The following is a 14,382-nucleotide window of genomic DNA, read 5'->3' on the forward strand; positions in this document are numbered from 1 at the left end:
TTTGCGTACACGATTATTTTTTCCCTTTCGCATAATCTGCATTAAATAGAAATAAACGCATGAGTAAGAAAAGAGATGGTACTAATAAGAGTAATCCGCCAATAAAGGCGACAATTAAAGCAATACCCATCGCTTCATTTGTCACGCTATCCTCAATGTGAATGAACGGATCAAGTAAATAAGGATACTGCGCAATACCATAACCGAAAAATGCAAAGAAAAATTGTAACATAATCGTGATAAAAGCGGATCCATAATTTCTACCCATATATAAAAGACCCATTGCTATTAAGAAAAATCCCATCGATAAACCGAAAATCCACCACAGGTCTAACATATTATTAAAATGACGTTCGTTACGTTGACTTAAAGCAATCATTGTTGTTAAAGCCATTATAATAGTAGGTGTTGCCCAAAATAGTGCCCATCTTCGTACCAATTTAAGAGCTGATTGGTCATCAGCACGTGAAGCATAATACGTTAAAAAGCTTGCACTAATAAATAATAGTGCTGTTATCGCTAATGCAACAATACTCCATGCTAAAGGACTTGTGAACAACTCCAAATATTTAAGTGAAACTACACCATTTTCTTCGGTAATGAATCCACCTTCTGAGATAGTTAATGCAACAGATAAGGATGCTGGAATTAACAAACCAGTAGCTCCATAAAGAAACATGTATACGTTACTCTGTTTTGATCCATAGTTTTCAAAAGCATAAAATGACCCTCGAATTGCTAACAGTACGATCGCAAAACTTGCAGGTACGAGTAATGCAGAACCATAATAATAAGCAGTTGATGGGAAAAACCCTACTATTCCAACAAAAAAGAAGACAAGGAACACGTTGGTAACTTCCCAAACGGGTGATAAATATCGTGAAATTATCTGATTGATAATATGATCTCGTTTCGTCATTTTTGCATAAAAGGCGAAAAATCCTGCACCAAAGTCGATCGAAGCAATGATTAGGTAACCATACAAAAATAACCATAAAACTGTTATTCCAATTATTTCGTAACTCATTTTTCAGCCCCCTTTTCCGTTTCAGGGTAGTGTTTTTCTAATTCTAGTTCTGCTGGATTGTCTTTAAATAATTTTCTCATCGTAATTACAAATAGTGTTCCTAGAACAATATATAGGCCTAAAAACAAAAAGAACATATGCAGAATATATGGTGACGATGTCGCTGCTTCTTCTACTCGCATATAACCACGCAAGATCCATGGTTGCCTGCCTTCTTCTGCATAAATCCAACCGAATTCTACAGCTAACATTGCTAATGGTCCACTTAATGCAATAAGCCAGAGCATGAATTTATTATTTGCATTCCATTTTTTAAGTCGACTTAGAACGAGATAAAGGAAAGAAATCCCTATTAAGAACATTCCAATCGAAACCATTAAATCAAACATATAATGAATCCATAATGGTGGTCGTTCATCTTCTGGTGTTTCTTCTAATCCTGTAACTTCGCTCATGAAATTGCCATGTGCTAAAAAGCTCAAAGCTCCTGGAATTCGAATAGCACCAACAATTTCATTATCTTCGTTTAGCCAACCAAATAAGAGCAGATCAGCGTTCTCTTCCGTTTCAAAAAGCCATTCTGCGGCAGCTAATTTTTCAGGTTGATTATTTGCCAAATATTTAGCCGAAGCATCTCCTGCTACTGCAGTTATCAAAGAAAAAACGAACATTGATATGACGGTTAATTTTAATGCCTTTTTATGGTACGCAGAAGCACCTTTATTTCGTAACAACGCAATAGCCGCAATGGTAGCTAAAATAGCAGCAACAGTAAGATAGGATCCTCCTACAACATGTGCAATTCTAGTAGGTGAAGATGGGTTTAACATCGCTTCTAGTGGATTGACTGCAGCAAACTCACCATTCTCCATTGTGAATCCAGCAGGTGAATTCATAAACGAATTTACAGTAGTGATGAAAACTGCAGACATTCCAGCTCCAATTACAACTGGTATTGAAAGTAACCAGTGTGTATATTTTCCTTTAAAACGATTCCAGGTATATAAATAGATACCTAAGAAAATTGCTTCAAAGAAAAATGCGAAAACTTCCATGAACAGGGGTAAAGCAATTACATTACCTGCGAGTTGCATGAAGTTTGGCCAAACTAATGATAGTTGTAAACCAATAGCTGTACCAGTGACAACACCAATTGCAACGGTAATAATAAATCCACGCGCCCAACGCTTCGCTAACAATTCATAATGCTTGTCCTTCTTTTTAATTCCAATAAACTCGGCTAATGAAATAAATAATGGCACACCAACTCCTAATGTTGCAAAGATGATATGAAATGTCAGGGTCATTGCTGTGATTAATCTACTAATGGTGACTGTATCAAATTCCATTGATCTTTCCTCCTCGCACATTATTAATACTTAAGTGAAGTAATACACATACTCTGTTTACTATTTTAACATTTATTAAATAATAATGGTTATCCTTTTGTATTATAAACTTAATGGTTTGAAAAGTTGTGAATAGCTAATGACTATTCTGTGACGAATTCGTGTCAATTATTTTAACTCAACTTTCGCACTGTTAAACAAGCACTTAAGTCATGGTATAACAAGAAAGTCTAACAATCCAAAATAGAAGTTGATTTCAAGCTACTTTGATAATCATCCGTGCGTTTGACCTGACGCACATGATAGGAATTATGTTGTAAGAGGCATAAAGTTCATACCCGCTCCTCAAATGAAATTGACTCGCTTTCCGTAGGCACGGCTTCAGCTAATTTGGTAAAGAAAACCGCTTTACCGAATGGATCTTCAGCCCGTGCTGTTCCTACTGGACAAGGAAGGCTTCGACAGCGACACATCGCACGAGAAAATGGCTTTATATTTTCGAGGATCTCATCAATTTCATTTGATACGCTGGATAGAGTTTAAAATTAATATATTAGCTGCTGGTCAAGAAGTTTTATTGTGCTTCTCACAAACAGCTTCTCACAATATACTGATTGATTGTAGCGTAGGGCAGTCGACTCCTGCGGGAAAAGCAAGATCTGAAGATCCACTTTGGAAAGTGGTTTTGCTTTTCAAAGTTAACTGAAGACTTGCCCGCGGAAAGCGACTGACTGAAGCGCAAATCAACATGGCAGTTACGACAAAGTCTATGGGTATGCAGTAATAAACATTTTTAAATAGTGTCAATTTTTATAATGAACACAAACTAAACTCATAACAGCCAACGTTTAGCGCTTATTTTTTAAGTGAGAAAGTTGAGTTATCATTAAAAGATCATTCTTCTTAATTTACCTTCCAACACATTAAATAAACCTCTTTTTTAACAAAAAATTTATCAGTTGATTAAACCTTCTAAATCTTCAAGATATCACGAATATCCTGTTCTGTAATTATCGAACTTACTTGTTCTTCCGGATCAATTATTTCACCAATTAGATCCCTTTTTTTATCCTGTAGCGCATGCATCTTTTCTTCGATCGTTCCTTTTGCGACAAGTTTTATCACTTGTACATCACGCGTTTGACCAAATCGATAAGCGCGGTCTGCAGCCTGTTCTTCAACAGCAGGGTTCCACCAGCTATCATAAAAAATCACTGTATCAGCGCCTGTTAAATTGAGGCCTTGTCCACCCGCTTTCATTGAAATAAGGAAAATATCGCGTACACCATCATTAAAATGATTACAGATATTCAAACGTTCTTCCGCAGGTGTTTTTCCATCAAGGTAGAAGAAAGCGTGTTCCCTTTTTGTTAATTCTCTTCCTATTAAATCGAGCATCTTAGTAAATTGTGAGAAGATTAACACCCTTCTGCCTGACTGTTTTATCTCTTCGATCATTGTTAATAATTGTTCGAATTTAGCTGATGTTCCAGTATAGTCATCAATAAAAAGACTTGGATGACAGCAGATCTGTCGTAGCCTAGTTAATCCTGCCAAGATGCGAATTTTATTTTTTCGAAATGTTGCTTTATCCAAATGCTTTAATGTATCATGCCTTAGTTTAGCCAAATACGCCGCATATAATTTCTTTTGTTCAGATAATAATTCAGTTGATTCAAGTGTTTCTGTCTTTTTAGGTAGTTCTTTTAATACAGTAGTCTTCAACCTACGAAGTAAAAAAGGCCGTGCTCTTCTTGCTATTGTCTTTCTCGACAGTGTACTGTATTCTTTTAGTCCTAAAAAGAGGTCTGGAAAGATTACATGAAAAATTGCCCATAATTCTTCTATAGTATTTTCAACTGGAGTTCCTGTTAGAGCAAACTTATGATTAGCTTGAATTCGTTTTACCGAACGAGCAGTTTGGGTAATCGGATTTTTAAATGCTTGTGCTTCATCAAAAAAGACAGTGTGAAAGACGTTTTTTTCAAAATGTTGGACATCTTGACGTAGTATTGGATAAGACGTAATGATCACATCCATCTCCGTTAGTAACTTTAGTTGTTTTAGTCGTTTATTTCTATTTCCATCTATTACAACAACCTTCAGTTCCGATCCGAATTTGCTTAATTCATTCAACCAGTTATAAGTAACAGAAGATGGACAAATAATCAGTACGGGCTGCTTGTGCTCTCGAATAGATGTAAGCTCTGATAAAATAAAAGTAATACTCTGTATCGTCTTACCTAATCCCATATCGTCCGCTAATATGCCACCAAAACCATAGTTAGCCAATGTTTTTAACCATTGAAAACCCTCTACTTGATAATCCCGTAAGATTGGTTCTAAGTTTTTGGGTACATCAAATGTTTTGCTTTCTGGATTTTCAATTGTATTTAAAAAATGACGGAACGAATCTTCGACTAAAAAAGTATTACTCGACTCGACCGAATCAAGGATCTCCATATACTTCTCGATTGGTAATGTTAGACCATCAACTAAATCACCAGTTCGTTGCGGTGGTAGACCTTGAAGGAAACGATGGATCTCTTCGAACTCTCTCGTATTTAAGGCAAGTAACCCCCCGTTTTGCAAACGATAATACTTACGTTTTTCCTCTATAGCTTCTAGAAGATCACGAATTTCATCATCTGGTATCCCGTCCATTTCGAACTTAAATTCTAACCAATTGGTACGTTCCCTTTTGAACTTGACACGAATTTTTGGGAAATTATTACTGGTAACAATTCGATTTCTTATTGCCGTTGTTGTATACACGTGTGCTAATCGTTGTAGTTCTGGAAGTTTATAATATAAGAAGTCATATTCTAATTCCTCATTATAAAGAACATATCCACTTTCCGTCGTAGCAAATAGACTATTCTCCATAATTTGTAGAATCTGTTCTTCTTTTTCTTCATCTCTTATAAACATGGTGTGGATGGTTGGTTCGCTGTTTTCTAGTGGATTGATCACGCTATTTTCATAATGAAATTCTAGCCCTGCAAGTAAGCGGTTTTTAACACGATCCAAATAGAGTTTAGCAATCAAAGGAACTGGTGTAACTTTCTGTTGAAGCTCTTTTGTAATATTAACCTTCCCTAATCCTTTTAATCCCGGCACAACCTTTTCTAGAAAAAAATTAACTTGTTGTTTTGGAATTCCTATTTCATTCGTATTTGAACCATCTAACATTCTTTTTAATTCAACTAATTGCTTCGTATGTTGTTGATTTAATTTTGCGAATTTACCATCGTAAAATATCATTTTATAAGACAGAAATACAACCATATTCTCTAAACCACTTACGGTTAATTGATATCCTTCTTCTATTGTTTCGGTCAACTCAAACGTTAAGGGTAATTGCTCTACAGTAAGTTTAATTCCTTGATAAATAGCTGATTTATAGTGGATAGTAATTTCTGGTACGTTTATGAGTAATGGTAATAGTTTCGTCCACATAGAGGCAGGAATGAGCATCTGTTGCTTTCCGACCTTATCAATAGACTTCCTTGATAAACCTTCCAGATATAAACGTTCATCTCCCATAATTTGTATCAGTAATTGGACAACTGAGTCAGTCTCTTGATTAAAACAGTGTTCGTGTAAGTCAAATATAAACCCAGAAGAAATCTTATAAGGTCTTCCTTCTTGTAGATGTGTTAAAAATGTACGAATATCTAAAACGGATTCTTCATTTAATTTCACTTCCACTGTCAAAAGATAGTTTTTTTCATCCAATTTTATCGGTTTACAAATAAATGCTACATCAATCACTTTTCTATTCTCAAAATGCAATTGCTGTCCACTAGTACGTGAAGTTGATTGATTAAAAATCTCTAACAACCCATTTGACAACTTCGATGACGTGTCAGAATCCTTCGTCTTATGTTGTAGTTCTTTGATGGCTATTAAAACGGCTGCTACATGTTGACAGTCAAAAGCATAACTAGCTAATTTTGGGCAGCTACAAGAAGATTGAAAACCCTCGTTTGACTTTTTCTCGATATCAACATAAAAAGATTCTTTACCTATAACAATTGCTTTACATCCATTTGATGTACTTGTTTCAATCTTGACTTTATTAGCACGGTAAAAAGAATTCCCACTTTTATAGGAAAGCTCTCCGCATCTTTCTTCTATAATTTTTCGATTTAATTTTAAATTCAATGGTTTAGTCACTCCTATGTTGAAAAATGCACTAGTGAAATTGTATCACATTGGCACATGTATATAACGTATAAACGGCTTACGTGATTTAGTGAAATAGATCATTTTTATATTAAACTAGATCCACTTTAATACATTGCTCCTAGTTAGAACATAAAAACAACCTCTTCTTTTTAGGAAGAGGTTGTTTTTAGATTAAGCTAAAGCTTTCCAGATATCATTCGTAAAAGCAATCGGGTCTTCTACAGCTAGTCCTTCAATTAATAATGCTTGGTTATACAAAATGTTTGTATATACGTCTACTTTCTCTTTATCTTTATTAAAAGCTTCTTTTAATGATTCAAACACATCGTGATGAATATTAATTTCTAATATTTTATCAGCCTTCACTTCTTGGTTATCAGGCATCATACTTAAAATTTTCTCCATCTCAATTGAAATTTCACCGTCATTACTTAAACAAACAGGATGTGTTTTTAAGCGTTTAGATACACGAACATCTTTTACTTTATCAGATAGTACAGACTTCATGTGATCTAATAGTTCTTGATTTGCTTTTGTTTCATCTTCTGTATTTGTTTCAGCATCATCAGAATCAAATCCTAAATCACCACTTGATACAGATTTGAATTCTTTACCTTGATAATTCATAATCATTTTAATAGCAAATTCATCAACGTCATCAGTGAAGTATAAAATTTCATAGCCCTTATCTAAAACCATTTCAGTTTGTGGCAGTCGTTCAATTCGCTCATTTGTTTGCCCAGATCCATAATAAATAAATGTTTGATCTTCTGGCATTCTTTCCACATATTCTTCTAGTGTAACTAGTTTCTTCTCTTTAGAAGAATGGAATAATAATAAGTCTTGTAATACATCCTTATTTTGGCCAAAGTCACTATATACACCATATTTTAACTGGCGGCCAAATGAAGTATAGAACTTTTCATATTTTTCCCGGTCGTTGCGTAACATTTTTTGCAATTCCGATTTTATTTTTTTCGTAATATTCTTCTCAATTAATTTCAACTGACGATCATGTTGTAGCATCTCACGTGAAATATTAAGTGATAAATCTTCTGAATCAACAAGACCCTGAACAAAACTAAAGTAATCTGGTAGTAAGTCAGCACATTTACTCATGATTAATACACCGTTGGAATATAACTCAAGACCTTTTTCGTATTCAGCAGAGTAATAATTATATGGCATGTTCTCTGGGATATACAAGATAGCTTCATAACGGATATTTCCATCTACACTAACATGAATATGCTGAAGTGGCTTATCAAAACCGTAATGTTTATCAGCATAGAACTGCTCATAATCTTCAGTTGTCAACTCATTCTTATTCTTTTTCCAGATTGGTATCATACTATTTACTGTTTTTTCTTCAATAACTTCTTCTGTTTCATCTGCATCATCTGCTTTTGGTTTTTGTTCAGTGACATCCATTTTAATAGGATAACGGATAAAATCAGAGTATTTTTTAATTATCGTTTTAAGTTCATTTTCATCTAAGAAGCTTTCAAAATCATCTTCTTCTGTGCTCTCTTTAATATCTAGTGTAATGGTAGTACCAATAGTATCTTTCTCAGCTAGCTCTATTGAATACCCATCTGCGCCTTCAGAGTGCCATTTATATGCTTGATCGCTTCCTAGAGCTTTTGTCCACACGTTAACAACATCTGCGACCATAAACGCAGCATAGAAACCAACACCAAATTGACCAATAATATCATGACCGTCTTTCACTTCGTTATCTTTTTTGAATGCTAAAGATCCACTCTTAGCAATCACACCTAGATTATTCTCTAATTCTTCCTTTGTCATACCAATTCCTGTATCAGTGATTGTTAGTTGGCGTTTCTCTTTATCAGTCACCACTTTTATGTAATAATCATCTTGATTAAATGTAATCGATTCGTCCGTTAGTGCTTTATAATACATTTTATCAATCGCGTCACTTGCGTTTGAAATTAACTCTCTAATAAATACCTCACGTTTAGAATAAATAGAATTAATCATCATTTCTAAAAGTCGTTTTGATTCAGCTTCAAATTGTTGCTTACTCATATATCGTTACCCCTTTCAAATTTTAAAAATAGCAGTCTTAACTATCAAGTGCTAACATTAATTATTTACCATATTACAGAGAATTTGTCAATAAAGTAGTCGCAAAAAAAGACATCCAATCCATCGGAAAAGGATGTCTTAAGCTTATCTTAATTCGATCGGAAATCTTCTTGTGTAGAATTTGGTTTTGATTCATATGCTTTAATGTAAGCTTGTTTTTTTGTCTTTTCTACATAATGTAGTTGCTTTGTTAAGTCAAGAAACCACGCTTCATCTTTTGTTTCTAATGCAATGTCAATTAATTGACGTAATTGTTTCTCTGTTTTAGATACTGTCATATCCAATTTATTTAGCTTAATCTTATTGATTTGAATACTATGACCCATAAGCATTTTGTTATCACTAGCTACGACGCGTAATTGAATAATATTGTGATCTAATGCATTTTTTTCAACAAAACCATGAATTAGCTCACCTTTACTCGATTTAGCTCTAACCCAATCGCCAATTTTAACTTGATTCGTATGATTCGTTTCCATGCATTTCCACCACCTTATTAAAGTAAAAAAAGCTTATGACTATTATAAAAATAAATGCATCATGCTTAACTGATTTATCATTTGAATAGCTACTGTTTATTCTATTTTTAAATGGCACAAATGTCAACGATTTCGCTTCAATGAGGCACCTTATTGATTATCTTTTCTGAAAATATCAATATGGTCAGCTGCTAATGGTTGACTAAAGAGGAAACCTTGTACATAGTCACATTGTTTTTGTTTAACATATTCAAGCTGTTCTTCAGTTTCAATTCCTTCTGCAATAACTACTAAATCTAGTTTTTTTGCCATTTCAAATACGGCAGCTAGTACCGCGTCCTCTTTATCATCAACCAGTAAGTTCTGAATAAATGATCGCTCTATTTTTAATATGTCTATTGGTAAATGTTTTATTACATGTAATGAAGAATAGCCCGTTCCGAAATCATCAATAGCAATTTTACAGCCAAGCATTCTTAGTTGCTTAATAAGATAAATTACTTTATTTTTATTCTTCATAATCGTTGATTCAGTAATTTCTAACATCAATAGCTTTGGATCAAAGTTTGTTTCTTCTAGTATTTTACTTATTTTCGCAACAATTTCTTGATCTTCTAATTGCACTGGCGATAGATTGACAGATAGGAACAGTGGCTTTTCTAGTTTATCATTCGATTCCTTCATCTGCATACACGCTATACGTAATGCGCATGCTCCAATTTCGTTTATTAAACCTGTTTCTTCCGCAATCGGAATGAATTCAGCTGGTGGAATCAATCCCAATTGTTTATGTTCCCAACGTATTAACGCTTCTACACCAGTCATTTTTCCCGATTTAGTATTTATAATCGGTTGATAATGCATAAATAACTCATTGCGTTCGTTTGCTTGATATAGATCTATTTCTAGTCTTAATTTTTCTGCGACTTCATTTTCCATATCTTCAGTATAAAAGCGGAATGTATTCTTGCCTTGTTGTTTAGATTGATACATTGCGGTATCTGCGTACTTCGTTAATGAGTCAACATTAGTGGCATCATTTGGATAGATACTAATACCAATACTTGCAGTGATAATGAATTTATGTTCTTTAAAATTATACGGCTTTGTAAGAATAGATAATATTTCTTTAGCGATATCTGCTGCTTTTTGTTTATCATTAAGCTGTGGAACTAAAATTGTGAATTCATCTCCGCCAAAACGAAATACCATGTCTTTTTCTATTAAAATGCTTTGTAGACGTTGGCTAACCATCTTTAATAAGGCGTCTCCTGCATCATGTCCAAATGTATCATTAATATACTTGAAACGATCCAGATCTAAAAAGAATAATGCAACCTTTGTGTCGTGCTCTTGTGCATAACTAATCTCTCTTTCTATTGTTTCAATGAATAATTTCCGATTTGGTAGTCCTGTTAGTTCATCGTGAAATGCTTGATACTTAATTAATTCTTCCTGTTGCTTTATTTCCGTTATTTCAGTTGCTACACACAATAATTGTAATTGCCCACCTGTATCACCCATAATTGGTACTTTGCCAACGTGAAACCATTTTTTATTTCCATTAGCATCTATGAGGAAATCTTCCATTTCTTGAGCTTCATTAGTCATCATAATTGCCCGATTTATTTTCAAATAGTGCCAAGCTTCATCTGCTTTCGGATTAAAATCTTGTTCTTTCTTTCCTAGAATATCGTCGGGTATTAAGCCATATAATGAGGCGAATTGTTTGTTTATTAATGTGAACTCGCCTTCCCAATTCATTGTATATATTGCACTAGGATTGAAATTAATTATTCGATTTAAAAAATTCTTTTGTTGATGCAATTCGATCGTTTTTTGTTTAACATCTATTCGATATCTTTCCAAATCCTGTAACATTAAATTGAATTTCGCACTAATTGATCCTATGTCTGAAGTTGGATCAACTTGCTCAATTCGATGTGCATAATCGCCTTTATTTACTTTCTCAACCGCATGATAAAGACGGTTTATAGGCTGCAAATTTCGGTGCATCATAATTGTAATAAGTATGATTAAGCTAACAGACAAAATAATAAAAACAGGGATTAATACTTTATTTAACTCTTGAGAGGCAATATTAATTTCCTCTTCTGGAATAGCCATTAAGACAGACCAATCTAATGCATTAATTGTTTGTTGGGAAACAAAATAGGATTTATCTTCCTGATTTGCTTGATAATATACTTGTTTGAATCCAGGAGACATATCTGTTAGCATCTGTTGATTTATTTGAAAGGATGAAATAAAAGATTCACTGTCAATTCTATTATTCTCAAATACAGGTTTACCATCTGTATCATAAATAGCTATATAATTGTTTTCCGAAAATTCCAACGTAGAAAATAAGGTTCGAAATAACGGATTTCTATCTACATCAATAATTAATTTAAAATTACGATATACTTCTGCATCTTTAAAGATAGGTATCGTTACCTGAAACAATTTATTACCATCGGAATTCGTTAGTTGTTTAAATGAAATCTCCTCTTGATTAGAGAATGTATTCGCTTGTGTTTTTCCTAAGGTCAAACGTTCTGGATAATGTGCTAAAACTGTACCATCAGTATGAATGACTGTACCTCCATCTATTAGGGAAGCAAATGTCGTTATTTCTTTTAAGTAACGAACTAGATCATTTTCTGTTATTACATTAGCTTCGCTGTCTCTCTGAATATTTTCTCCTATATAATTAAGCTCATGTACCATATTGGTTACTTGACTGTTTAAACGTTGGGTAGAACCATTCATCATATTTTTATAATTTGTTTCGGCGTAGCCATTAAGTAATTTTTGGGATGAAACAGTTAACAAAACGAATAGACCTACAATAACAAGTCCATTTAAACCGAGAATCTGCCAAAATCTTTTTGACCTCCAAAACACTTTTGTTTTCATTTTTGTACTCCATTCTTGTTAGCGGTTTTTATATGAACTATTGAAATTAAATCAAGAAAAAAAGACTACTCTATGGAGTAGTCTCATCTTACACTTATTAAGTCTATTATAAATGGTTTACGAGTATTATTCAACAAAATTCGACATTGCAAAAGATCATCTCTTTTAAGTATTATTGTTATTATTTAAATCAAATTCACTTACTACTTCATTTAATTCATTTGCTAGTGATGCTAATTGATTTGAGCTACTCTCCACTTCTTCCATAGCACTATTCGTTTCTTGCGACGAAGCTGCTGTTTCTTCAATACCAGCTGCCGACTCTTCAGATATAGAAGCTACCTCTTCAATAGAATGATTCATTTCATTACTACTACTAACAAGTGTTGTCATATTCTCTTTAACTGCATTTATATTAGCTGTTACTGCTTTAATCGATTGTTGTAACGAGTTGAAAGTTTCACCAGTAGTTCTAATTTGATCGGTACCTTTTTCAACTTCTTGATAGCCATCCTGTAAAGAATTTGCAACACTACTTGACTCTGTTTGAATCGACTGTACGATTGTTGTGATATCCGATACAGATGTTGAGACTTGTTCAGCCAACTTACGGACTTCATCTGCTACGACTGCAAAACCTTTACCATGTTCACCGGCTCTGGCTGCCTCAATTGCAGCATTTAAAGCTAATAAATTTGTTTGTTCTGCAATATCTTGAATAACAGAGACTAATTTAGTTATTTGTTGAGATTGACTGTCTAATCCTTGTACTTTTTTAACAGCATCTTGCACAATACGGTCAATAACAGTCATTTGTGTAATTGAACTTTGCATCGATTCTGAACCAGACTCTGTTAAATTTAACATGTGTATGGAGGATTCAGAAATGCTTGTCCCATTCTTATCTGCTGCATGTACTTTTGACTGAAATGCTTCCATCATTATTGCAAGAGAGCCAGCATGATTTGCTTGTGATTCAGAACCTGAAGCAAGTTCTTGCATCGTTGAAGCAATTTGTTCTGATCCTGATCGTACCTCAGAAGCAAAGTGACTTAACGAATCGCTTTGTGAGGTCACCGTACCAGATATAGAACTTACTTTTCCAATAATTGTCCGCAAGTTTTCCGCCATTATATCAATTGACGTTGCTAATACGCCAATTTCATCTGTACTATTGTAATTAATTTCTTTTACATTTAGGTTACCATTTGAAATTTGATTACTTACATCGACAACTTTACCTAGGTTAGTTTTAACCGTTTTGTTTACAAAGAATAGTAAAATTAAACTAATTATTATTGAAAAGACTATTGAACTTATTAAAATAATCAATGCAGATAACTGACTTTCCCTTGTATTCGCAACTGCTGCACTTCTTTCAGCGTTCACAACCACACGGATTTCATCCAATAAATCTAATGTTTCTAAACGTATTTCATTCGTTTGATTCGTGTAACTATTTGCCATAGCGCGATTTCCTATTCCCATCGCTTCTACTATATCAGTTAAAAACAGATCATTCATTGCTTGATCGTTAGCAACAACTTGATCAAAAAGATTTGTCAATTCTGTTGTATCCATTTGGCTTGAAATATCTGCTTCTAGTGTGTTAAATGCTTCTCGCAACGATTCATATTCGTCTACATAATTTGATTCACCGTTATTCGCATAATTCACAACCTGTATACTTTTAGCTCGAATTAAGGAGCCCATTTCAGTCACTTTTACCGCACGCTCACCACGGCGATCTAATGCATCAACATTTTCGCTAACATTAAATAATAATTTCGTAACAATTATGGTAGAAATAACTATCAAAAAAAAGACTACTAAAAAAGTAAAACCATACTTTGAACCTATCGACAAATTTCTCCATCTCTTCATATGTACATCCCCCAAGTCTTTGTTTTTCTTTTTTTATATAACCTACAAAAGTTATATATAATAATAGCCTATAAAGTATTAAGCTGACAACAGAAATGTGACAAAATACCTATTAAAGTTAGTTATTTTTTAATTCATGATAATATATCTCCCATTGTCATTGCAACTGTATAATTTATTTGATATAGTTGAATTAATATAATAACTTTACTTCAATAAGAAATTGAAGTGAGCATAGAGGTGCAAAGAGCATTAGTATGTTACAAGAAGCCGATGAGTGGCTATTGATTGTAACAGAAAGGGCGATTTGCCGAAGTGAACTGGAACTCATCGGCCTGTTCATTGGTGTTGTATTTAATAAATGCAGTACTGTCATATAGCTAATTGTTTGCTATATGGAGGGCTATCTCACGCATCATAA

7 protein-coding genes and 1 riboswitch are annotated in these 14,382 nt (G+C 33.7%); all 7 genes read right to left on the bottom strand.

The features are described from left to right. Nucleotides 1–13: 13 nt before the first annotated feature. The 7 genes from D2K60_RS08110 to D2K60_RS08145 all read right to left on the bottom strand — a co-directional run bounded on the left by D2K60_RS08110 (nt 14) and on the right by D2K60_RS08145 (nt 13,961). On the bottom strand, nt 14–1,027 hold the full coding sequence (locus D2K60_RS08110; protein ID WP_117169504.1) for a cytochrome d ubiquinol oxidase subunit II: 1,014 nt from the start codon (nt 1,025–1,027) through the stop codon (nt 14–16). Beyond that, on the bottom strand, nt 1,024–2,376 hold the full coding sequence (locus tag D2K60_RS08115) for a cytochrome ubiquinol oxidase subunit I (protein WP_117169505.1): 1,353 nt from the start codon (nt 2,374–2,376) through the stop codon (nt 1,024–1,026). The genes D2K60_RS08110 and D2K60_RS08115 overlap by 4 nt, the downstream gene beginning before the upstream one ends. A 972-nt stretch (nt 2,377–3,348) precedes the next feature. Then, on the bottom strand, nt 3,349–6,543 hold the full coding sequence (locus D2K60_RS08125; RefSeq protein WP_117169507.1) for a DEAD/DEAH box helicase: 3,195 nt from the start codon (nt 6,541–6,543) through the stop codon (nt 3,349–3,351). Nucleotides 6,544–6,738: 195 nt separating this feature from the next. Next, the gene (gene htpG, locus D2K60_RS08130; RefSeq protein WP_117169508.1) at nt 6,739–8,619 is read right to left on the bottom strand and encodes a molecular chaperone HtpG; all 1,881 of its coding nucleotides are present in this window, start codon (nt 8,617–8,619) and stop codon (nt 6,739–6,741) included. 149 nt (nt 8,620–8,768) lie between these two features. After that, nucleotides 8,769–9,158 carry an IDEAL domain-containing protein gene (locus D2K60_RS08135; RefSeq protein WP_117169509.1) on the bottom strand — a complete coding sequence of 130 codons (390 nt, stop codon included), beginning with the start codon at nt 9,156–9,158 and terminating at the stop codon, nt 8,769–8,771. Nucleotides 9,159–9,308: 150 nt separating this feature from the next. Further along, nucleotides 9,309–12,077, bottom strand: a complete 2,769-nt coding sequence (locus D2K60_RS08140; protein WP_117169510.1) for an EAL domain-containing protein — start codon at nt 12,075–12,077, stop codon at nt 9,309–9,311. Nucleotides 12,078–12,242: 165 nt separating this feature from the next. Further along, entirely contained in the window at nt 12,243–13,961 is a 1,719-nt protein-coding gene (locus tag D2K60_RS08145; RefSeq protein ID WP_117169511.1) for a methyl-accepting chemotaxis protein, read from the bottom strand. Nucleotides 13,962–14,188: 227 nt separating this feature from the next. Further along, a riboswitch (Lysine riboswitch) is annotated at nt 14,189–14,375 on the top strand. Nucleotides 14,376–14,382: the final 7 nt, after the last annotated feature.

It is taken from the genome of Paraliobacillus sediminis (assembly GCF_003426055.1).